The organism is Xanthomonas theicola (assembly GCF_014236795.1).
In the GTDB taxonomy this organism is placed as follows: Bacteria; Pseudomonadota; Gammaproteobacteria; order Xanthomonadales; family Xanthomonadaceae; genus Xanthomonas_A; species Xanthomonas_A theicola.
Genome location: NZ_CP049017.1, coordinates 1,034,661 through 1,055,356, shown reverse-complemented (window position 1 = coordinate 1,055,356; position 20,696 = coordinate 1,034,661). Strand labels below are relative to the sequence as shown.

The window sequence follows — 20,696 nt, the reverse complement described above, 5'->3', positions numbered from 1 at the left end:
ACCTTGTTGCCTGGGCTCAAAAACAAGGCTATAATTCAGGCCTTCGCTAAACACAGAGGCGAAAAAAAATGACTGGGAATCAATGACTTAGCGCTCTAGTGCATGACTCGTTTCCCGCTCCAGATTTTGATCTGCGGATGTCCACTGGCCAATGTAGATCGTGGAAAGAAGAGGCTTCGGCCCATAAGCGCCAACTTCTGGTTGAAGTTGTGCCGAACCTGCGCGCCATGGAAGACGAGCAAATCCAAGCAGGCTACGAAGATCAGTGTTGTGCACTGAGCGAACTGTCGGCGGACCGGCCGGCGTGGGAGGTGGTCGAACACCTGCTGCCAGCAGGCTGTGAACAGGCCGCATGCGATTGCCGGGCCATGATGTACCCCCCATGGCAGCATCACCTCGGCGTCGGTGTTGTTGAGGGTGCTGCTCATCCATCTGCTCGACGGTTGCTCGCTGCGTGAGACGGCGGCACGCGCCCGCCAGGGCGGCCTGGCCGATGTCTCGGACGTAGCCCTGCTCAAGCGACTGCGCAGCAGCGGCGAATGGTTTGGCTGGATGAGCCAGGCGATGATTGAGCGGCTGTCGGGTTCGGCCAGGCCGGTGCTGGCCGGGCGGCCGCTCAAGCCGGTCGATGCCAGCGTGGTCAGCGAGCCCGGGGCGACCGGCTTGACCGGGCGCCTGCACTACGCGCTGGACCTGGCCACGCTGCAGTGCGAGCAGGCGCACGTCGCGCCGATCGGCGTGGGCCAAGGACGGGCGCGCTTGAAGTCAAGCCCGGTGACGTGCCGATGGGCGATCCAGACCTGGCTCACCGGCGGGGAGTGCGACACGTCGCGCGCGCGACCCTGAGATGCATCAGACCAATCGAGCCAACTGTCCCCCTCATCTCAGCGGTGCTGATTGAAGCTGAGAGATGCTGGTTAGTTGTTCAGGCTTTCCCTACCGTGCTCGCAAGCCACTGCGGCTTAACGGCCTGCCGCACTCCGCTCCAAGAAGCTTGCACCCGTATCGAGGCGCACGATGAAGAAATGGCTGGCCTTGCTGTTCCTTGCCCTGCTCGCGCTCGGCGGCTACGTCGTCGCCGGGCCGTACCTGGCGATCCACGGGATCGGCCAGGCGCTGGAACAGCGCGATGCGGCGGCGCTGGAGCGCTACGTCGACTTCCCCACCCTGCGGGTCAACCTGAAGGCGCAGGTCGACGATGCGCTGCTGCGCCGCGCCGGACCGGAGCTGCAGACCGGCCTGTTCGGCGGCGCGCTGCTGTCGCTGGCCGGCAGCGTCGGCGGCATGGGCGTGGATGCGATGGTCACCCCGGCCGGGATCGGCGCGTTGCTGCAGGGCGATGCGCTGTGGAAACGCGTCCGCGGCGACACCGTGGGCGGCGACACCTACGCCGCGCCGCGCCCGTTGCAGCCGCTGCGACAGGCCGAGCACCGCTTCGAATCGACCTCGCGCTTCGTCGCCACCGTCCATACCGCCGACAGCACCGCCGTGCCGTGCGTGTTCACCCGCGACGGGCTGCGCTGGAAGCTCAGCAACATCCTGCTGCCGTTGTAGGAGCGGCTCCTACAGGGGCCGTGATCGCTCAGCGACGCCGGGCGGTGGTCGCGAACGCCTGCTGCAGGCGCCGGAACGTCGGCCGCAGCTGCCAGCGCGCCGACCAAGGCAGGCGCGCCAGCGCGGCGCGCTCATCCAGCGCCCGCACATCGCCGGTCCAGGCGAACACTACATGGTTGTCCATCTCCGGCTCGTCCATGCGCAGCACGCGTTTGCCGAAGATCTTGCGCAGGTGCGCCACGTGCTGGCGGGTGTCGGTGTCGTACAGGTTCACCGCCAGCACGCCGTCGGCCGCCAGCGCGGCATGGCAGGTCTCGTAGAAACCGCGCGTGCGCATCGCCGCGGGGATGCCCTCAGCGTCGTAGGCATCGAGCAGCAACAGATCGTAGCGGCCGCGGCGTTGCGGCAGCAACTGCACGCCGTCGCCGTGCAGCGCCTGGAAACGCGTGGCGTCGGCCGGGATGTGAAAGGCGTCGCGCAGCGCCAGTATGTCGGCATCGGCCTCGATCGCCTCGATCCGCGCCTGTGGCAAGTGCCGATAGCAGAACTTGGCCTGCGAGCCGCCGCCCAGGCCGACGATGCCGATGCAGCGCGGATCCGGCCGCAGCAGCAGTGCGCCGAGCATGCTGCGGGTATAGCCCACCTCCAGCACGTGCGGCCACCAGGTGAGCATCCGGCTCTGCGTCACCTCGCCCTTGAACTGCAGGCTGGTGTAGCGCCAGCCGCGTTCCAGGTACGGCCGCCCCACGCGCACCGCCTGCGCTTGCGAGCCGCCGGGCCACAGCAGCTGGCGCAGCGTGGCCCAGCGACCGCCTGCGCCGCCGTTGCCGCCGGACGCCGCGCTCACGGCTTGGCGATGGCGTTGGCCACGCCGTGCGGCACGTGGCCGGCGGCCACGCGTTCGCGCGCGGCGCTGTCGATGTTGTGCTGCGAATCATCGAAGAAGATGTCGGCGCCGAACGCCTGCAGGAACGGCCCCTTGTGGCGGCCGCCGAGGAACAGCGCCTCGTCCAGGCGTACGCCCCATTCACGCAGGGTGCGGATCACCCGCTCGTGCGCCGGCGCCGAGCGCGCGGTGACCAGCGCGGTGCGGATCGGCGAGGCCTCGCCGGCCGGGAACGCCGACTGCAACGCGTGCAGCGCGGACAGGAAATTGCGGAACGGTCCGCCGGTCAGCGGCTCGCGCGCGTTCTCGCGCTCGTAGCGGCCGAACGCCTCCACGCCCTGCTCGCGCGAGAAGCGCTCGCCCTCGTCGCCGAAGATCACCGCATCGCCGTCGAAGGCGATGCGCAACTGCGTGGACAGGCGCTCGGAATCGATCGCCCCGGCCGCGGCGGCCGCCTCCTGCGCATGCTCGCCCGGCGGCTTGGGCAGGATCGTCGCCGCGGCGATGCCGTGGCTGAGCGCGCGCCGCACCGATTCCGGATTGGCCGACAGGAACAGGTCGGTGCCGAACGGCTTGACGTAGGGCCAGGTGGCCTCGCCAGAGGTGAAGGTGGCACGGACGATGCCCAGCCCGTAGTACTGGATCGAATTGAAGATGCGCAACCCGGTATCGGCGGAATTGCGCGACAGCAGGATCACCTCCACCGGCGGCGTCTGCGGCGGCGTGCCCTGGTTCAGCGCCAGCAGCTTGCGCACCACCGGGAACGCCACGCCCGGCGCGAGCACATCGTCCTCGCGCTCGCGCTGGTAGGCGCTGTATGCCTCCACCCCCTGCTGCTCGAACAGCGCATGGCCCTCTTCCAGGTCGAACAAGGCGCGCGAGGTGACCGCGACGGTGAGCAGGCGGGGGGAGTTGTCGGACATTTCTTCGGGACTCGGGACTGGGGACTCGGTAAAAGCAAATACTTCTCCGCGTGTTTCTATTGCATTACTGGTGCCAGCCAAACTTCCGCCATGGGACGCTTTTCGAGTCCCGAGCCCCACTTTCACACCATGAACTGCTCGCTCAGGATCCGCTCCTCCAGATTGTGCTCCGGATCGAACAACAGAGTGACCAGGCGGTCGCGCGATTCGCGGATGGTGACCTCGACCACGTCGCGGGTCTCGTGCGAGTCGGCGGTGACGCTGACCGGGCGCTTGTACGGGTCGAGCACGCGCAGGCACACCTCGGTGTCGGCCTTGAGGATCGCGCCGCGCCAGCGCCGCGGCCGGTACGGGGCGATCGGGGTCAGCGCCAGCGTATGCGAGCCCAGCGGCAGGATCGGGCCGTGCGCCGAGGAGTTGTAGGCGGTGCTGCCGGCCGGCGTGGCCACCATCACCCCGTCGCAGATCAGTTCGTCGACCCGGGTCTGGCCGTTGAGGTCGATGCTGATGTGCGCGGCTTGGCGGGTCTGCCGCAGCAGCGATACTTCGTTGTAGGCCAGCGAACCGGTGGTGGTGCCGGATTCGGTCTGCGCCAGCATCTCCAGCGGCCGCAGCTTGGCCGGCTCGGCCTGCGCCAGACGCGCGGCGAGGTCGTCGTCGCGGAACTGGTTCATCAGGAAACCGACCGTGCCCAGCTTCATGCCGAACACCGGCTTGCCCAGGCCGCCGTGGCGGTGCAGGGTCTGCAGCATGAAGCCGTCGCCGCCGAGCGCACACAGCACATCGGCCTCGGCCGGCGCGCAGTCGCCATAGCGCACGCCCAGCTGGTCGCGCGCCTGCAAGGCCGGCGGCGCGGCGCTGGCAAGAAAACAGATACGGGGAACGGCCGGCAGCATGGAAGCATTCATGGCCCCGATCATACCCGGTACACCGTGACCCGCGCGCCCTCGCGTCAACGGGGGGACGGTCTCAAGAATCAAGTGCAACACGATGATCTGAATTGGAGGATTTCCTTCTCCACAGCCGCGGCCGGTGTAGCCCAACCCAGTGTCTGGCGCGCACGTCCATTCATCCGCTTGGCCAGGTGATTGAGGTATTCCTGACGGGCCTGCGACAGGTCCACGCCCGTGGGCGCATGCCCGTGGCGTGCAGTTACGGCTGATCCAACCCGGCAAACCGAACCAGAACGCCTACGTCGAATCGTTCAACGGCCGGCTGCGCGACGAATGTCCAACGAGCACTGGTTCCCAACCCTGCTGCATGCGCACACTGAGATCGAACGCTGGCGACGCGAATACAACCAGGACCGACCCAAGAAGGCGATCGGCGGCATGACGCCGTCCGCTTATGCCGAACATCTTGCCAACACCCATATCATTAGCGCAGGACTCTAAACCCGACCACTACGCAGGGCGGGGGGACGTCGCCGCCACAAGACGCAGCGGGCGGCCGACTTTCTCACCTCGCATCGCAACGTGCGTTGGCACGCCACGCCGACTTACTCGTCGTGGCTCAACCAGGTGGAAAACTGGTTCTCACGCATTCGGCGTGATGTGATCGCCCGCGGCGCCTTCACGTCGGTGAAGGATCTGGATCGAAAACGGATGCGTCATATCCGCGAGCACAACCAAAACCCGACACCCATCAAGCGGAAATAGGACGATCCTTCCCGTCCGATTCGACGGGCGCCAAGTCAATGACGCAGTGGACTAGTGTTATGAGTTCGAAGTTCGTTGAACTATTGTTTGACGTTGAAGTCCGTTGTGTCCGTGGCGTACTCGACGAGGCAGCGATGAGCGGACGACCCAAGGCACTTTTGGTTTTGACCGAGACGCAGCGCGAGGAACTGGTGGCGTTGACACTGCGCCGCAAGACGGCGCAAGCGCTGGCGCAGCGCGCCCGGATCGTACTGGCCTGCGCTGACGGGCTGGACGACAAGGTCGTCGCGGCACGGCAGCGCGTCACGCCGCAGATGATCAGCAAGTGGCGGGCGCGCTTGGTTGAGCATCGACTTGAGGCACTGCTGGATGCCCCACGGTCGGGCGCTCCGAGAACCATCGACGCACGCGCATCGACGCCGTGATCGCCAAGACGCTGGAGAGCGTCCCCGTCGGCGCCACGCACTGGAGCACGCGCAGCATGGCGCGCGCGATGGGGCTGTCGCAGACCGTGGTGTCGCGCATCTGGCGTGCCTTCCGATTGCAGCCGCGCCGCCAGGAGACCTTCAAGCTCTCCACCGATCCCATGTTTGTCGACAAAGGTAGGCGACATTGTCGGCCTCTGCATGAACCGGCCGCTGAGGGCGATGGTGCTTTGCGTGGACGAGAAGAGCCAGATCCAGGCGCTCGACCGCACGCAGCCTATGCCGCCCTTGGCGCCTGGCATCCCCGAGCGGCGCACCCATGACGACGAGCGGCACGGTACGACGACGTTGTTCGCGGCCTTGGACATGGCCACCGGACGCGTCATCGGCCAGACCCACAGGCGTCATCGCAGCAGCGAGTTCCGGCAGTTTTTAGGACGCTTCGTCCTCCGATCCAACCAGGCCGGGGTCGGGCTCCACGCCGATGCGATAGTTGGCAACGAAATGCGGCCAGTCTGCATGGTCAACCAGGTCGATGTCCTCGATGACACTGATCTTCGCCTTCGCACGCTCGAACAGCGCGATGCTCGCAGCAGGATAGTTGTTGTGCGAGGGATAAAGCACCCCGTCGAACAGCGGCAGGCTGTCATCTCCGAGCATTGCATGCGCCTGGGCCGACACCTGCTGCGTATGCGTGTAGTCCCGGCAGGCCAACTGCTCCAGATTCAAGCCGAAGTGGCCCGCCATGACGCCGGGTGCCGTGAGATCGGCCAGACGCAGGTCGTTCAGCACGCCTGCGGCGCGCACCATCCGGCTCTGGACTTCCTTCAGCGCGATCGAGCGCTTCGCGTCTACGATCCACTGGTGTGTGTGAAACACCGACTCCATCAACGCCGTGGGCAGGTCGCGGCCCAGATAGAGCACGCCGTAAGCCCGTGCTGGGCCATTGTAGCCATTGCTGCTGCTGCGGCCGTAGTACAGCAGACTGCCCCGATACGCAATGCGGCTCACGTGCTGGAGCAGTTCACCTGCATCGATCAGGAACGACGGCAGCTCACGGCTCATGGCAGTCTCGCTTCAATGCACGTGCACGCCCAGCACGTTGAACACAGCGCTGGCCACGTCGTCGATCGAGCCGGACGTCACCGCGTCCACCGGCGAGCGCCCGCCCAGGCCTTCGAGCGGTTCGGACAGCGCACGGTAGATCGTCCAGTGGTCGATGCCCTCGGCCTCCTGAAGCACGGCTTGGGTCAACCGCTGCTTCACCGGGTCGAGCTGCCAGTCGGGCAGCTTCTGACCACGCGGCCCCACGTTCAGCGCCAGTAGCCGACGGGCAACGATGTCCTTGTAGATCTGCTGGCGCGACTTGTCCGCCAGCTTGGCGAAGTTGGCCAGCGGCAGGTTGTGCGGCTGCTCGAAGGCCTCCAGCAAGACGGCGCGGCCGCGCTGGATGTCGGTTTCGCCGGGCGCCCAGCGCGTGCCGGCGCGCAGGGCAGCCGCCTTGCGGGTCAGGGTCTGCTCCACCGTCTCCATTTCCAGGCTGGCGGGAAGCTCCACCGCCTCCACTCGCTCGTGGACGAACGCCTGCAGTTCGGCCGCAAAAGCCCCGGCATCCCGGATATCGACGGTGGTAGCAAAGCGACTTACGTCCTCCACGGTGACGCGCGGCAGGTGGTCGGTAATGAATTCGAGCGTCTTGGGCATGGTCATCCCCGATAGGCAAGATTGAGACAGGAGCCACTACGATCTCTTATGTCTCACTTATCAATTTTGACAACCAACCAGGTCTACAGCGACCTGCTGGCCCGCCATGGCGCGATTGCCAGCATGAGCCGCCAAGGCAACTGCTGGGAGCGCGCAGCCTGCCCTCGGGGCACAACGCAGTGATGCAGCGGTTCTTCCTGAATCTGAAAATGGAGCGAGTCTGGCAACGGCGCTATGCCAACCCCCGCCGAGGCCATCGCCGACATTACCCACTCCATCGTCGCCTCCTACAACACCCACCGCCTGCACTCCACCCTCGGCGATCGATCACCCGCCGACTGCGAGAAAGCCACAGCCTGAAATCGCTTATCGCGGTATCCACCAAAACTTGACCACAACAGTCGGGGCTGAAGCCCTCCTACAGGGAGGCCCGGCGGCTCAGCCCGCCAGGCTCTGGCAGTGCTCCACCAGCAGTTGTATCGCTTGCCCGCCGCGATAGTCGTCGGCGACCAGGCGGTAGGCGATGTGCACGCGGCGGCCGGGTTCGCTGCCGCGCCAGCCGTTGAAGTGGATCGCGTTCAGCGCGTCGCCGCGGCCGTCGCAGCGCAGGCTCAGCTTGAGGTGGCGCTCCTTCAGTACGCGCCATTGCAGCACCTCGAACTCGCCGTCGAACAGCGGTTCCGGGAAGCCCTGCCCCCAGGGCCCGGCCAGGCGCAGCGCCTCGGCGTGGCGATGGTCCAGCTCGTGCGCGTGCAGTGCACCGTCGCTGAGCAGTTCGACCTGCAGCAGTTCTGCGTCCAGGTTGTCCAGCGCATGTTCGCGGAACAACTGCTCGAATTCGGCCAGGGCGTCCTGGCGCAGGCTCAGCCCCGCCGCCATCGCATGGCCGCCGAACTTGTCCATCAGCCCGGGCCGGCGCGCCTCCACCGCCGCCATCGCGTCGCGGATGTGGAAGCCGGGAATCGAGCGCGCCGAACCGCGCAACTGCGCGCTGCCGGGCTCGGCCGGAGCGAAGGCGATCACCGGACGATGCAACCTGTCCTTCATCTTCGAGGCGACCAGGCCGATCACGCCCGGATGCCAGTCGGCATCGAACAGGCACACCGCCACCGGCGGCGCGTCCGGCGCGTCCAGCAAGGCCCGCGCCACGGTGGCCTCGGCCTCGTCGGTCATCTGCTGCTGCACGGCGCGGCGCTCGCCGTTGATCTGTTCCAGCATGGCGGCGATCTCGCGCGCCGGCGCAGGGTCTTCGCACAGCAGCAGTTCGATGCCCAGCGCCATGTCCTCCAGGCGCCCGGCGGCATTGAGCCGCGGCGCCAGCGCGAAGCCGATGTCGCCGGCGCTGAGCCTGGCCGGATCGCGGCCGCTGGCCTCGATCAAGGCGCGCAGGCCGACGCAGCCGTCGCCGCGCTGCAGGCGGCGCAGCCCGGCCGCCACCAGCGCGCGGTTGTTCGCGTCCAGCGGCACCAGGTCGGCGACGGTGCCGACCGCGACCAGGTCCAGCAGCACCGTCAGGTCCGGCGCCTGCGCCGCGAACGCGCCGCGCGCGCGCAAGTGCCGGCGCAGCGCCAGCAGCACGTAGAAGATCACCCCGACGCCGGCCAGCATCTTGCTCGGGAACGCGTCGCCGGCCAGGTTGGGATCGACGATCGCATCGGCCGGCGGCAGCACGCTGCCCGGCAGGTGGTGGTCGGTGATCAGCACCTGCCAGCCCAGCGCCTTGGCCGCGGCCACGCCGGCATGGCAGGCGATGCCGTGGTCGACGGTGACTAGCAGGTCCGGTTGCAGCGGCGCCAGTTCGGCCACCAGCGCCGGCGACAGGCCGTAGCCATGCACCATGCGGTTGGGCACGGCGTGCAGCACCTGCGCGGCGCCGAGCAGGCGCAGCCCGCGCACCGCGACCGCGCAGGCGGTGGCGCCGTCGCAGTCGAAATCGCCGACCACCAGGATGCGCTTGCCGGCGCCGATCGCCGCGGCCAGCAAGGCGACCGCCGCATCGATGCCGCTGAGCGCGTCCGGCGGCAGCAACTGCGCCAGTTTCGGCTGCGCCAGGCTGGGGTCGTGGGCGCCGCGCGCGGTGTAGATGCGGCGCAGCAACGGCAGCACGCTGTCCGTCCACGGCCCGCCCTCGGCGGCCGGGCGCCGGGTGATGCGCAGCGCCGGACTCATGCGTCCAGGCGCGCCAGCGGCCGCCGCCAGAACCGCCAGCGCTGCTCGCGCTGGATCCGGAAACGCACGCCGTCCTCGAAATCCAGCAGCAGTTGCTGCAGCTCGCCGCGCTGCAGCGCTTCGAGCAGCGGCTGCATCACCTCGCCGACGAACTGCTCGGGCGTGCGCAGCTGGCGCAGATCCACCAGCGCGTCGACGCGCGGCGCCTGCTCGGCGTCGATCCCGGCCGCCTGCACCAGCGCGCGCAGCAGCGGCTCGCGGCTGCGCACCTGCGCGTGCGCGGTGGTCACCGCGGCCGGCAGCGCGCCGCCGCCCCAGAACCACAGCGAGTTGATCGCCGGCTGCCCACGCGCCACGCGCTCGCGGTTCCACGGATGCTGGTGCAGCACCACCTGGGTCTCGGTCAGCAGCGCGCGCCAGCGGCGCCCGCCCTCGCCCTGCGGCAGGTGGTCGAACAGGTCGGCGCCGAGCACCTGCGCCGGCGCGGCGAACTCGGGCAGCGCGCTGCCAGGGTCCAGGCGCAGATACCAGCGGGTCGGTTCGGCGGCGTCCAGCACCAGGCCGACCTCGGCGAACACCTCCTGCAACGACGGCAGCAGCGCGGCCAGATCGATGGCGTCGATCGCGAGCATGTCGCCATGCGCCATCAGCCGCGCGCCCTGCATGTCCGGCACCACGTAGGCCGGATCGGCGCGCAGCCACACGCCGTCGCCGGCATCGCCGGCATCCAGCTGCCGGGTCAGCGCCGCCACCGGCAGCCGCCCGGGCGGCAGCGCGAAATGGCGGCGCAATTGCGCGTCGGTTCCGGGCTCCAGGCGCTCGCGCTCGGCGCGGCCGAACGCGCGCGCCACCTCGCCGGTCAGCGGCGGACCGGTCAAGCGCGCCCGCTCCGGCAACAGCAAGGTGGCGACCGCCACGGCGTCAGCCGACGTATTCGACGCTGACGATCTCGTACTCGCGACGCCCGGCCGGGGCGTCGATGCTGACGCTGTCGCCTTCCAGCTTGCCGATCAGCGCGCGCGCCAGCGGCGAGGAGATCGCGATCAGGCCCAGCTTGATGTCCGCTTCCAGGTCGCCGACCAGTTGGTAGCGCTTCTCTTCGTCGGTCTCCACGTCGGCCAGGGTCACGGTCGCGCCGAACACCACTTTGCTGCCGACCGCCAGCTTGCTGACGTCGATCACCTCGGCATGCGACAGCTCGCTCTCCAGCTGCTTGATGCGGCCTTCGATGAAACCCTGCTGCTCGCGCGCGGCGTGGTATTCGGCGTTTTCCTTCAGGTCGCCGTGCGCGCGCGCCTCGGCGATCGCGGCGATGACTTCCGGACGCTTGACCGACTTCAGCTGGTCCAGTTCCTCGCGCAAACGCTGCGCGCCTTGCATGGTGATCGGGGCTCTCATGCTTCCAGCTCCTTGTGCAGTTCCTGCAGCGCCCAGACCGGACCGGTGCCGCGGAATGCCAATGAATGCACCAGCGCACGCGCGCCGGCGACGGTGGTCGAATAGGTGACGCGCTGTTGCAGGGCTTCGCGCCGGATCGAGAACGAATCGGAGATCGCCGCACGGCCCTCGGTGGTGTTGACGATATACACGATTTCGCCGTTCTTGATCAGGTCGACGATGTGCGGGCGGCCCTCGGCCACCTTGTTGATCTGGTCGCACTGCAGGCCGTGCTGGCGCAGCCACGCGCAGGTGCCGCTGGTCGCGACCAGGGTGTAGCCGCGCTCGACCAGCGCCTGCGCCACCGGCAGCACGCGCCGCTTGTCCGGGTCGCGCACCGACAGGAACGCCTTGCCCAGCGGCGGCGCCTTGATTCCGCCGGCTTCCTGCGCGCGCGCGAAGGCGGCGCCGAAGCTGCGGCCCACGCCCATCACCTCGCCGGTGGAGCGCATCTCCGGGCCGAGGATCGGGTCCACGCCCTGGAACTTGGCGAACGGGAAGATCGCTTCCTTCACCGAGTAGTAGTCGGGCACGACCTCCTGCAGCGCGCCCTGCTCGGCCAGGGTCTTGCCGGCCATGCAGCGCGCGGCGATCTTGGCCAGCGCCATGCCGGTGGCCTTGGACACGAACGGCACCGTGCGCGAGGCGCGCGGGTTCACTTCCAGCAGGAACACGATGTCGTCGCCGGCCTCGTCCACCTGCACCGCGAACTGGGTGTTCATCAGCCCGACCACGTTCAGGCCCTTGGCCAGCATCACCACCTGGCGGCGCAGCTCGGCCTGGGTCTTGGCCGACAGCGAGTACGGCGGCAGCGAGCACGAGGAATCGCCCGAATGCACGCCGGCCTCCTCGATGTGCTCCATCACCCCGCCGATCAGCACCTGGCCGTCCTTGTCGGCGATGATGTCCACGTCCACTTCCACCGCGTTGTCGAGGAAGCGGTCCAGCAGCACCGGCGAATCGTTGGAGACCTTGACCGCGTCGCGCACGTAGCGCGCCAGGTCCGATTCGCCGTACACGATCTCCATCGCGCGGCCGCCGAGCACGTAGCTGGGGCGCACCACCAGCGGGTAGCCGATCTCGCGCGCCAGCACCAGCGCTTCGTCGGCGTTGCGCGCGATGCGGTTCGGCGGCTGCTTCAGGCCCAGCGTGTCGACCAGCTGTTGGAAGCGCTCGCGGTCCTCGGCCAGGTCGATCGAATCGGGGCTGGTGCCGATCACCGGCACGCCGTTGGCTTCCAGCGCGCGCGCCAGCTTCAGCGGGGTCTGCCCGCCGTACTGCACGATCACGCCCTGGGGCTGCTCCAGCTCGACGATCTCCAGCACGTCCTCCAGGGTCAGCGGTTCGAAGTACAGGCGGTCGGAGGTGTCGTAGTCGGTGGACACGGTCTCCGGATTGCAGTTGACCATGATGGTTTCGTAGCCATCCTCGCGCAGCGCCAGCGCCGCGTGCACGCAGCAGTAGTCGAACTCGATGCCCTGGCCGATGCGGTTGGGGCCGCCGCCGAGGATCATGATCTTGTCGCGGTCGCTGGGCTTGGCCTCGCACTCGTCCTCGTAGGTCGAATACAGGTAGGCGGTGCCGGTGGCGAATTCGGCCGCGCACGAGTCCACCCGCTTGTACACCGGGCGCACCTTGTGCGCGCGGCGCAGGGCGCGCACCGCCGCCTCGTTGGTACCGCACAGCTGCGCCAGACGCGCATCGGAGAAGCCTGCGCGCTTGAGCGTGCGCAGGCGCGCGGCGTCCAGCGCCCCCAGGCCGTCGGCGGCCAGCTGCTGCTCCTGCGCGATCAGGTCCTCGATCTGGTCCAGGAACCACGGATCGATGAACGACAGCGCATGCACCTGTTCCACGTTCATGCCGGCGCGGAACGCATCGGCGACGTAGAACAGCCGCTCCGGACCGGGCGCCTTCAGCTCGCGCTTGAGCGCGGCCAGATCGTCCTCGCTGCCCAGGTCCAGCCCGGTCGGGTCGAGCCCGATCTTGCCGGTCTCCAGGCCGCGCAGCGCCTTCTGCAGCGATTCGGAGAAGGTGCGGCCCATCGCCATCACCTCGCCCACCGACTTCATCTGCGTGGTCAGGCGCGCGTCGGCCTGCGGGAACTTCTCGAACGCGAAGCGCGGGATCTTGGTGACCACGTAGTCGATCGACGGCTCGAACGAGGCCGGGGTCAGGCCGCCGGTGATCTCGTTCTTCAGTTCGTCCAGGGTGTAGCCGACCGCCAGCTTGGCGGCGACCTTGGCGATCGGGAAGCCGGTGGCCTTGGAGGCCAGCGCCGAGGAACGCGACACGCGCGGATTCATCTCGATGACGACGACGCGGCCGGTCTGCGCGTTGATGCCGAACTGCACGTTGGAGCCGCCGGTGTCCACGCCGATTTTGCGCAGCACCGCGATCGAGGCGTCGCGCAGGCGCTGGTATTCCTTGTCGGTCAGGGTCTGCGCCGGGGCCACGGTGATCGAGTCGCCGGTATGCACGCCCATCGGGTCCAGGTTCTCGATCGAGCAGACGATGATGCAGTTGTCCGCGGTGTCGCGCACCACTTCCATCTCGAATTCCTTCCAGCCCAGCACCGATTCCTCGACCAGTACCTCGCTGGTCGGCGACAGTTCCAGGCCGCGATTGACGATGTCGATCAGTTCCTCGCGGTTGTAGGCGATGCCGCCGCCGCTGCCGCCGAGGGTGAAGCTGGGGCGGATGATGGTCGGATAGCCGACCCGGGTCTGGATCTCCAGCGCTTCCTCGAGGGTGTGCGCCACCGCCGCCTTCGGGCACTCCAGGCCGATCTGGCCCATCGCCACGCGGAACAGCTCGCGGTCCTCGGCCATCATGATCGCTTCGCGCTTGGCGCCGATCAGCTCCACACCATACTTCTCCAGCACGCCATGGTCGGCCAGGTCCAGCGCGCAGTTCAGCGCGGTCTGCCCGCCCATGGTCGGCAGCAGCGCCTCGGGCCTTTCCTTGGCGATGATCTTCTCGACCATCTGCCAGTTGATCGGCTCGATGTACACGGCGTCGGCCATGTTCGGGTCGGTCATGATCGTGGCCGGGTTGCTGTTGACCAGCACCACGCGGTAGCCCTCCTCGCGCAGCGCCTTGCACGCCTGCGCGCCGGAGTAGTCGAACTCGCAGGCCTGGCCGATGACGATCGGACCGGCGCCGATGATGAGGATGGTTTTTAGATCGGTGCGCTTGGGCATGTCAGCTCCGGGACTCGGGACTCGGGACTCGGGACTCGGATTCGAGCTTCTGCAGCAAGCTGCGATGCAGCTTGTACAGCATGCGGCCGACCCGGTCACACGTCGATAAGGCTTCTTCGATTGCTGCTGCGTCGCCCAGGAAAAGTTCCAGCGCCAACAGCAATTGCGTTTGCAATTCGGCGCAGGACCCCTGCGCCACGGAAACGAATCTTGCGTAGTCACGCGCGCCGTGGCGCGCGTTGCCTTCGGCAATATTCGAAGGAATGGATACGGCGGAACGTTGCAGTTGTGACGTCAACCCATAACGCTCTTCCCGCGGAAAATCCGCGGTTATTTCGTAAACCTGCTTGGCTAACGCCATCGCCAACTGCCAAACATCGAGTTCTCGAAAATGCGAGGGACTCACTGCACCGAACTCGAGTCCCGAGTCCCGAGTCCCGAGTCCCGCATCAGCGCGGTGAAGCGATCGAACAGCGGCGCCACGTCGCGCGGGCCCGGCGAGGCTTCCGGGTGGCCCTGGAAGCCGAAGGCCGGCGCGTCGGTCAGCTCGATGCCCTGGTTGGTGCCGTCGAACAGCGAGCGGTGGGTCACTCGCACGTTGGCCGGCAGCGACGCTTCGTCGACCGCGAAGCCGTGGTTCTGCGAGGTGATCATCACCCGGCCGCTGTCCAGGTCCTGCACCGGATGGTTGGCGCCGTGGTGGCCGTGGCCCATCTTCAGGGTCTGCGCGCCGGCGGCCAGCGCCAGCAGCTGGTGGCCCAGGCAGATGCCGAAGGTCGGGAGCTTCCGGGCCACGAATTGCTTGATCGCGGCGATCGCGTAGTCGCACGGCGCCGGATCGCCCGGGCCGTTGGACAGGAACACGCCGTCCGGGTTCATCGCCAGCACCTGCGCGGCGGGGGTCTGCGCCGGCACCACGGTGACCTCGCAGCCGCGTTCGGCGAGCATGCGCAGGATGTTGAGCTTCACCCCGTAGTCGTAGGCCACCACCTTGTACTTGGGCGCGGCCTGGGCGAAGGCGTTGCTGTCCAGGTCGAGCTGGCCATCGCGCCACGGATACGCCTTGTCGGTGGAGACCACCTTGGCCAGATCCATGCCCTTCAGCCCGGGGAACTTGCGCGCCGCTTCCAGCGCCGTGTCCACGTCGGCTTGCCCGAGGGGAGCGGCGCCGGCCATCAGCGCGCCGTTCTGCGCGCCCTTCTCGCGCAGCAGGCGGGTCAGCCTGCGGGTGTCGATGCCGGCGATGGCGACCACGCCGCGCTGGGTCAGCCAGTCCGGCAGCGACACCTGGCCGCGCCAGTTGCTGGGACGGCGCGGCACGTCGCGCACGATCAGGCCAGCCGACCAGACCTGGGCGGCCTCGTCGTCCTGGCCGGTGCAACCAGTGTTGCCGATGTGGGGATACGTCAGGGTGACCAACTGGCGGGCGTAGGACGGATCGGTCACGATCTCCTGGTAACCGGTCATCGCGGTGTTGAACACCACTTCGCCGACGGACAGGCCGACAGCGCCTACGGATTCGCCCTCGAACACGGTGCCGTCTTCAAGGACAAGGATTGCGGGTTGAGTCACGGGGTTCGCCTTGGGGAGAGAGGAACCCTGCCCCACCGACTTGCGGCTGCAAGAAACCGCGAACTCGGCGCTTCTCCGGGTCCGTGACGATGGGTAACAGGCGAGCGAGAATTGTACCGACGCGGACCTGTCCGCGCCAGACGTTCATGTGAAAGCGCCGTTCAGCCGAGCAGGTCGCGCAGCCGGTAGGCCGCGGGCGCGCGGCCCGGCAGGCGCGCGGCGGCGTGCAGCGCGCCGCGGGCGAAGATGTCGCGGTTACTGGCGCGATGCACCAGTTCCACCCGCTCGCCGAGCCCGGCGAACTGCACCAGGTGCTCGCCGACGATGTCGCCGGCGCGCAGGCTGGCGTAGCGCGGCCGCGCGCCGCCGTGCGCGGCCGCCTCACCCAGGGTCAACGCGGTGCCGGACGGCGCGTCCTGCTTGTGCGCGTGGTGCGCCTCGACGATGTCGCAGTCCCAGCCCGGCAACGCCGCGGCGGCGCGTTCCACCAAGTCGTGCAGCACCGCCACGCCGAGGCTGAAGTTCGATGCCCAGATCAGCGGGATGCGCGCGGCCGCGTCGGCCAGCGCCTGCCGCTGCGCCGGGTCCAGGCCGGTGGTGCCGGACACCAGCGCCGCCCCGCGCGCCACGCACAGCGCCAGCACCGGGTCGAAGCCCTGCGGCAGGCTGAAATCGATCGCCACGTCGAACGCCGGCGTCCCGCTCAGTTCGGCCGCGGCGAAGTACGGCACCCCGTCCACGACCCGCTGCACCGGTGCACGGCCGACCACCGCCGCCGCCAGCTGCAACGCCGGGTCCTGCGCGGCCAGCCGCAACAGCGCCTGGCCCATGCGGCCGGATGCACCATGAATCAACACACGCACGGGGGAAATGGTCATCGCACAAGGCTAGCGGTTTGTGGCGGTGGACGACAGGGGTACCGGGCTGTGGCATTGATCCGCGACGGACGCCGTTCGAGCGTCGACGGCAGTCAACGCCCGAGCGCTGCTTGTCGAACTGTGCGGCGCTGGGCAAGCGCCGGCGCCCGTCGTCGTAACCGCTGGCCGACATCCTCAGGCAGCGGCACATCCGTCGAACCGCAAACTCATCGCGGCAACGTTCGATCACCTGATGCCTCAGGATGATCCCTTGACAAAGAACCTCGCCGCTTCTCGCAAAAAATCCCGCTCCTTTTGCACCCGGGCCAACTCCTCGTCCCGCCACGTCCCACTGCCGCCGAAAGCCACCTTAAGCTTTGGCTCTGGGCCTCCCGCTTCCAGCCGGTCAGCAACGTCTCCCCGATCCCAAGCTCACGCGCCACCTGGGCGCAGCTCACACCCGGCCGGCCGCCCTGCTCAACCGCACCGCGCTTGAACTCGGCGCTGAATTTCCTTCGCTTCTGCATGAACACTCCTCAGGGCCTCAATTGCCCTTCTTGTCGGTGTCCGTGAAATCGGAGGTGAACCCGCCGGCGAAGGAGATCACCTCCGGGCGTTCGGTGACCTTGAGGATTTCGCGGATCGCCGAACCGCTCAGCGCCTGCGCATGGCGGGAAAGCTGCAAGGAGATGGTCATCGTCGCGGCGGCCACCTGCGCCCAACCGCGCGCGGCCCGGGGGTGCACGCCGCACCCTCTGGGTGCTGCCGCCGGCAGGTCGCCGCAACCCAAAAACACCGCGCGGCCAGGCGGGCACGGCCGTTCTTCCCGCGCCCGGAAACGCCGCGCCTGCCCGACTCGGGCGCAAGGCGGCGGCAGCCAGGCTCAGTGCCGCCGTGGCGGCGCCGAAGCGCAGCTGTCGCAGCCGCCGCAGGCGCCGGCGCCAGCGCCTGCAGTGGCGGCAGGCGCGATCTTGCGCCCCACCGCCTGCAGCCAGGACGCGCGGCCCGGCTTGAGCAGGCGCAGGGCGACGGCGCCGCGCAGCTTGCGCGCGGTACCGGGCAACTGCTTCTTCAGCACCACCCAGGCGCTGAGCAGCACCGCCAGCGTGATCACCATGTACTGCAGCAGCAGCGAGGCGCTCATCTAGCCGGCTCCCAGCGCCACCGCGACCTGGTAGGTGAGCAGCGAGGCCAGATAGGCCAACGCGAACAGATACAGCGCGGCGAAGCTCATCTGCTTCCACGAGTTGGTCTCGCGCTTGATCGTGGCCAGGGTGGAAATGCACATCGGCGCGTAGATGTACCAGACCAGCAGCGACAGCGCGGTGGCCAGCGACCAGCCGTCGCCGATCAGCGGCGACAGCGCCTGCGCGGCGGCATCGTCGTCGGCCGCCGACAGCGCGTACACCGTCGCCAGCGACGCCACCGCCACCTCGCGTGCGGCCAGGCCAGGGATCAGCGCGATGCAGATCTGCCAGTTGAAGCCCAGCGGCGCGAACACCGTGGTCATCGCATGGCCGATGCGGCCGGCGAAGCTGTAGTCGATCGGCGGCAGCCTGGCATCGGCTGGCGCGGCCGGGAACGACAGCAGGAACCACAGCAGGATGGTCAGCGCCAGGATGATGCCGCCGACGCGCTTGAGGAAGATCGCCGCGCGCTCCCACAGGCCCAGCGCCAGGTCGCGCAGGTGCGGCACGCGGTACGACGGCAGCTCCAGCAGCAGCGGATGCTCGCCCTTGTCGCGGCGCCATTTCTTCATCGTCCACGACACCGCCAGCGCGCTGGCGATCGCGGCGAAATACAGCCCGAACAACACCAACCCCTGCTGGTTGAACACGCCCCATACCTGCCGCTGCGGGATGAACGCGCCGATCAGCAGCGCGTACACCGGCAGCCGCGCCGAACAGGTCATCAGCGGAGCCACCAGGATCGTGGCCAGGCGGTCGCGCGGATCCTGGATGCTGCGCGTGGACATGATCCCGGGCACCGCGCAGGCGAAGCTGGACAGCAGCGGGATGAACGAGCGCCCCGACAACCCCGCCGCGGCCATCGTGCGGTCGAGCAGGAACGCCGCGCGCGGCAGGTAGCCGGATTCCTCCAGCGCCAGGATGAAGGCGAACAGGATCAGGATCTGCGGCAGGAAGATCACCACGCCGCCGAGGCCGGCGATGACGCCGTCGACCAACAGACTGTTGAGCGGCCCCGCCGGCAACGTGCTGCCGACCCAGGCGCCGAGCGCCTTGCCGGCGGCGTCGATCAGCTCCATCAGCGGCGCGGCCCAGGCGTACACCGCCTGGAAGATCAGGAACATCACCACCGCCAGGGTCAGCAGCCCGGCGACGGGATGCAGCAGCCAGCGGTCCAGGGCGTCGTCGATGCGCGAAGTGCGGCGGGGCATCGACACCGCCGCGGCGAGGATGCGCCGCACCTGCTGGTGGTAGTCGCCCCGCCCTTCGGCCGCGGCCAGCGCCGGCGGCAGCGCCGGGGCCAGCGCATCGAGCCGTTCGACCAGCGCCCTGGCGCCGTGGCGGCGCACCGCCACGGTCGCGATCACCGGCACGCCGAGCGCGTCTTCCAGCGTCTGGCGATCGATCCGGATGCCGCGGCGCTGCGCGGCGTCGACCATGTTCAGCGCCACCAGCATCGGCTTGCCCAGCTCGCGCAGCTCCAGCGCAAAGCGCAGGTGCAGGCGCAGGTTGGTGGCATCGACCACGCACACCAGTACGTCCGGCGCCGGCTCGCCCGGATAGAAGCCGCGGCACAAGTCGCGGGTGATCGCCTCGTCCAGGCTGGCCGGCTGCAGGCTGTAGGCGCCGGGCAGGTCGAGCACCGCGAAGTCGCGCCCGGACGGCGCCCGGAAGCGGCCTTCCTTCCGCTCGACGGTGACGCCGGCGTAGTTGGCCACCTTCTGCTTGCTGCCGGTGAGCAGGTTGAACAGCGCGGTCTTGCCGCAGTTCGGATTGCCGACCAGGGCCAGTCGCAGCACCGCGCGTTCGGCACTCATGGCTGCGCCTCGGCAGCGGCGCCCACCTGCACCCGCGCCGCCTCGCTGCGGCGCAGGGCGAAGCGCGTATAGCCGACCTGGACCAGCAACGGCTCGCCGCCGAGCGGGCCGCTGGCCAGCACCTGCACCTGCTCGCCGGCGACGAAGCCAAGCTCGCGCAGCCGGCGCGCGATGGCGTCGTTGGGCTGGCGGTCGTGCACGGTCTCAACCAGGGCGATGCTGCGCAACGGCATATCGGACAACGTCACGGAGCGGTTCATCGATAAGAATGGTTATCAATTGTAGCATCGTCGCATCGCGTCATGGCGCCGCCGGCGCGGCCCGCTATCATCGTCGTATGGCTGCCGTTACCCCTCCGGAGAACCCGCCGATGAGCGATGCATTGCTGCTGGAGCGCTCCGGCAAGGTCCTGACATTGCGGCTGAACCGCCCGGAGGTGCGCAACGCCTTCGACGCCGCGCTGATTGCGCGGCTGACCGCGGCCCTGCAGGAGATCGGCACCGATCCGAAGGTCAAGGTGGTGGTGCTGGCCGGCGCGGGCGCGACGTTCTCGGCCGGTGCCGATCTGCAATGGATGCGCTCGATGGCCGCCGCCAGCGAGGCCGAGAACATGGCCGATGCGCTGCAGCTGGCGCGGCTGATGCGCACCCTGGACGAACTGCCCAAGCCGACCGTGGCGCGGGTGCACGGCGCGGCGTTCGGCGGCGCGGTCGGGCTGATCGCCTGTTGCGACATCGCGGTCGCCTCCAGCGACGCCCGCTTCGGACTCAGCGAGAGTCGCCTGGGGCTGTTGCCGGCCGTGATCTCGCCCTACGTGATCGCTGCGATCGGCGCGCGCCAGGCACGCCGCTGGTTCACCAGCGCCGAGGCGTTCGACGCCACTACCGCCACCCAGATCGGCCTGGTGCACCAGACCGTGGCACCGGACGCGCTGGACACGGCGGTGCAGCGCCAGGTGGAACTGCTCGGCCAGTGCGGCCCGCTCGCCGCGGCCGGGGCGAAAGCACTGGTGCGCCGCGTCGCCGCAGGCGACAACAGCGCCACCCTGGACTGCGACAACGCCGCGCTGATCGCGCGGTTGCGCGTCTCGGCCGAAGGCCAGGAGGGACTCGGCGCATTTCTGGACAAGCGCGATCCGGACTGGATGGGCGAATGGTGAGCCCGCCCGCACCGCCGGTTCCGGCCCGACTTGGCATAGGCTGCAGGTTGCAACCGATCGCGAACGACATGCAGCCGTCCACTGCCCAAGGAGTGCCTGTGATCGCCAATCCGCCGCTGCATACCGCGTGCCACACCGCAGCGCCCGC

General features: G+C 68.6%; 20 protein-coding genes and 5 pseudogenes. 7 read left to right on the top strand and 18 right to left on the bottom strand.

The window, feature by feature from the left end:
* Window positions 1-95: 95 nt before the first annotated feature.
* Window positions 96-428, bottom strand: coding sequence for a hypothetical protein (locus tag G4Q83_RS04685; RefSeq protein WP_128421854.1), 333 nt, complete (start codon window positions 426-428; stop codon window positions 96-98).
* On the opposite strand from G4Q83_RS04685, the gene G4Q83_RS04680 reads away from it, so the two are divergent.
* Window positions 418-846 (top strand): hypothetical protein, encoded by a 429-nt coding sequence (locus G4Q83_RS04680; protein WP_128421853.1) that lies wholly within the window; start codon window positions 418-420, stop codon window positions 844-846. The two genes, G4Q83_RS04685 and G4Q83_RS04680, sit on opposite strands and share 11 nt — an antisense overlap.
* Before the next feature lie 171 nt (window positions 847-1,017).
* Window positions 1,018-1,554, top strand: coding sequence for a DUF2939 domain-containing protein (locus G4Q83_RS04675; protein ID WP_128421852.1), 537 nt, complete (start codon window positions 1,018-1,020; stop codon window positions 1,552-1,554).
* A 28-nt stretch (window positions 1,555-1,582) separates the two neighbouring features.
* On the opposite strand, the gene G4Q83_RS04670 is transcribed toward G4Q83_RS04675, so the two are convergent.
* From G4Q83_RS04670 to G4Q83_RS04660, 3 genes are all read right to left on the bottom strand, one after another.
* The gene (locus G4Q83_RS04670; protein ID WP_128421851.1) at window positions 1,583-2,401 is read right to left on the bottom strand and encodes a spermine/spermidine synthase domain-containing protein; all 819 of its coding nucleotides are present in this window, start codon (window positions 2,399-2,401) and stop codon (window positions 1,583-1,585) included.
* A complete protein-coding gene (locus G4Q83_RS04665; protein WP_128421850.1) occupies window positions 2,398-3,363 on the bottom strand; it encodes a 5'-nucleotidase in 966 nt (321 codons plus the stop codon). Before G4Q83_RS04665 ends, G4Q83_RS04670 begins: the two co-directional genes overlap by 4 nt.
* 122 nt (window positions 3,364-3,485) lie before the next feature.
* A complete protein-coding gene (locus tag G4Q83_RS04660) occupies window positions 3,486-4,256 on the bottom strand; it encodes an NAD kinase (RefSeq protein ID WP_128421855.1) in 771 nt (256 codons plus the stop codon).
* 235 nt (window positions 4,257-4,491) lie between these two features.
* Between G4Q83_RS04660 and G4Q83_RS04655 the strand changes: the two are divergent.
* The 3 genes and pseudogenes from G4Q83_RS04655 to G4Q83_RS04645 form a co-directional block, all read left to right on the top strand.
* Window positions 4,492-4,757, top strand: a pseudogene (locus G4Q83_RS04655) (integrase core domain-containing protein); the annotation flags it as partial.
* 81 nt (window positions 4,758-4,838) lie between these two features.
* Window positions 4,839-5,021 (top strand): transposase, encoded by a 183-nt coding sequence (locus G4Q83_RS24455; RefSeq protein WP_211288354.1) that lies wholly within the window; start codon window positions 4,839-4,841, stop codon window positions 5,019-5,021.
* Window positions 5,022-5,155: 134 nt separating this feature from the next.
* Window positions 5,156-5,881: pseudogene (locus tag G4Q83_RS04645) on the top strand (IS630 family transposase); the annotation flags it as partial.
* Here the strand turns inward: G4Q83_RS04645 and G4Q83_RS04640 are convergent.
* Window positions 5,879-6,511, bottom strand: a complete 633-nt coding sequence (locus G4Q83_RS04640) for an RES family NAD+ phosphorylase (protein WP_128419726.1) — start codon at window positions 6,509-6,511, stop codon at window positions 5,879-5,881. The pseudogene G4Q83_RS04645 and the gene G4Q83_RS04640 overlap by 3 nt on opposite strands.
* Window positions 6,512-6,523: 12 nt before the next feature.
* A complete protein-coding gene (locus G4Q83_RS04635) occupies window positions 6,524-7,150 on the bottom strand; it encodes an integrase (protein WP_128419727.1) in 627 nt (208 codons plus the stop codon).
* 84 nt (window positions 7,151-7,234) lie between these two features.
* On the opposite strand from G4Q83_RS04635, the pseudogene G4Q83_RS04630 reads away from it, so the two are divergent.
* Window positions 7,235-7,510, top strand: a pseudogene (locus G4Q83_RS04630) (integrase core domain-containing protein); the annotation flags it as partial.
* Between the two features lie 78 nt (window positions 7,511-7,588).
* On the opposite strand, the gene recJ reads toward G4Q83_RS04630, so the two are convergent.
* The 12 genes and pseudogenes from recJ to G4Q83_RS04570 all read right to left on the bottom strand — a co-directional run bounded on the left by recJ (window position 7,589) and on the right by G4Q83_RS04570 (window position 19,637).
* Window positions 7,589-9,319, bottom strand: coding sequence for a single-stranded-DNA-specific exonuclease RecJ (gene recJ / locus G4Q83_RS04625; RefSeq protein WP_128419728.1), 1,731 nt, complete (start codon window positions 9,317-9,319; stop codon window positions 7,589-7,591).
* Window positions 9,316-10,236: a phosphoglycerate mutase gene (locus G4Q83_RS04620; RefSeq protein WP_128419729.1), complete on the bottom strand. Its 921-nt coding sequence runs from the start codon at window positions 10,234-10,236 to the stop codon at window positions 9,316-9,318. Before G4Q83_RS04620 ends, recJ begins: the two co-directional genes overlap by 4 nt.
* 4 nt (window positions 10,237-10,240) lie before the next feature.
* Window positions 10,241-10,705, bottom strand: a complete 465-nt coding sequence (gene greA / locus G4Q83_RS04615; protein WP_185817409.1) for a transcription elongation factor GreA — start codon at window positions 10,703-10,705, stop codon at window positions 10,241-10,243.
* 8 nt (window positions 10,706-10,713) lie between these two features.
* Window positions 10,714-13,956 (bottom strand): carbamoyl-phosphate synthase large subunit, encoded by a 3,243-nt coding sequence (carB, locus tag G4Q83_RS04610; RefSeq protein ID WP_128419731.1) that lies wholly within the window; start codon window positions 13,954-13,956, stop codon window positions 10,714-10,716.
* 1 nt (window position 13,957) lies between these two features.
* Window positions 13,958-14,362, bottom strand: a complete 405-nt coding sequence (locus G4Q83_RS04605; protein ID WP_128419732.1) for a four helix bundle protein — start codon at window positions 14,360-14,362, stop codon at window positions 13,958-13,960.
* Window positions 14,359-15,528, bottom strand: coding sequence for a glutamine-hydrolyzing carbamoyl-phosphate synthase small subunit (gene carA / locus G4Q83_RS04600; RefSeq protein ID WP_128419733.1), 1,170 nt, complete (start codon window positions 15,526-15,528; stop codon window positions 14,359-14,361). Before carA ends, G4Q83_RS04605 begins: the two co-directional genes overlap by 4 nt.
* A gap of 161 nt (window positions 15,529-15,689) precedes the next feature.
* Complete coding sequence (gene dapB, locus G4Q83_RS04595) at window positions 15,690-16,406, bottom strand: 4-hydroxy-tetrahydrodipicolinate reductase (RefSeq protein ID WP_128419734.1); 717 nt, start codon at window positions 16,404-16,406, stop codon at window positions 15,690-15,692.
* A gap of 103 nt (window positions 16,407-16,509) precedes the next feature.
* A pseudogene (locus G4Q83_RS04590) lies at window positions 16,510-16,912 on the bottom strand (transposase); the annotation flags it as partial.
* A gap of 41 nt (window positions 16,913-16,953) precedes the next feature.
* Window positions 16,954-17,130, bottom strand: a pseudogene (locus G4Q83_RS04585) (PLP-dependent aminotransferase family protein); the annotation flags it as partial.
* A gap of 138 nt (window positions 17,131-17,268) precedes the next feature.
* Window positions 17,269-17,529: a DUF6587 family protein gene (locus tag G4Q83_RS04580; protein WP_128419736.1), complete on the bottom strand. Its 261-nt coding sequence runs from the start codon at window positions 17,527-17,529 to the stop codon at window positions 17,269-17,271.
* A complete protein-coding gene (feoB, locus tag G4Q83_RS04575) occupies window positions 17,530-19,389 on the bottom strand; it encodes a ferrous iron transporter B (RefSeq protein WP_128419737.1) in 1,860 nt (619 codons plus the stop codon).
* Window positions 19,386-19,637, bottom strand: a complete 252-nt coding sequence (locus G4Q83_RS04570) for a FeoA family protein (protein WP_128419763.1) — start codon at window positions 19,635-19,637, stop codon at window positions 19,386-19,388. Before G4Q83_RS04570 ends, feoB begins: the two co-directional genes overlap by 4 nt.
* A 122-nt stretch (window positions 19,638-19,759) precedes the next feature.
* Here G4Q83_RS04570 and G4Q83_RS04565 point away from each other — a divergent pair, with 122 nt between their 5' ends.
* Window positions 19,760-20,548, top strand: coding sequence for an enoyl-CoA hydratase-related protein (locus G4Q83_RS04565; protein WP_128419738.1), 789 nt, complete (start codon window positions 19,760-19,762; stop codon window positions 20,546-20,548).
* Window positions 20,549-20,696: the final 148 nt, after the last annotated feature.

Excerpts from the sequence above, each read along its gene's own strand:
- G4Q83_RS04565 (WP_128419738.1), top strand. The coding sequence starts at position 19,760 with ATGAGCGATGCATTGCTGCTGGAGCGCTCCGGCAAGGTCCTGACATTG.
- dapB (WP_128419734.1), bottom strand. The coding sequence starts at position 16,406 with ATGACCATTTCCCCCGTGCGTGTGTTGATTCATGGTGCATCCGGCCGC.
- G4Q83_RS04665 (WP_128421850.1), bottom strand. The coding sequence starts at position 3,363 with ATGTCCGACAACTCCCCCCGCCTGCTCACCGTCGCGGTCACCTCGCGC.
- G4Q83_RS04580 (WP_128419736.1), bottom strand. The coding sequence starts at position 17,529 with ATGAGCGCCTCGCTGCTGCTGCAGTACATGGTGATCACGCTGGCGGTG.
- feoB (WP_128419737.1), bottom strand. The coding sequence starts at position 19,389 with ATGAGTGCCGAACGCGCGGTGCTGCGACTGGCCCTGGTCGGCAATCCG.
- G4Q83_RS04675 (WP_128421852.1), top strand. The coding sequence starts at position 1,018 with ATGAAGAAATGGCTGGCCTTGCTGTTCCTTGCCCTGCTCGCGCTCGGC.
- carB (WP_128419731.1), bottom strand. The coding sequence starts at position 13,956 with ATGCCCAAGCGCACCGATCTAAAAACCATCCTCATCATCGGCGCCGGT.
- recJ (WP_128419728.1), bottom strand. The coding sequence starts at position 9,319 with ATGAGTCCGGCGCTGCGCATCACCCGGCGCCCGGCCGCCGAGGGCGGG.
- G4Q83_RS04640 (WP_128419726.1), bottom strand. The coding sequence starts at position 6,511 with ATGAGCCGTGAGCTGCCGTCGTTCCTGATCGATGCAGGTGAACTGCTC.
- G4Q83_RS04685 (WP_128421854.1), bottom strand. The coding sequence starts at position 428 with ATGAGCAGCACCCTCAACAACACCGACGCCGAGGTGATGCTGCCATGG.
- G4Q83_RS04635 (WP_128419727.1), bottom strand. The coding sequence starts at position 7,150 with ATGCCCAAGACGCTCGAATTCATTACCGACCACCTGCCGCGCGTCACC.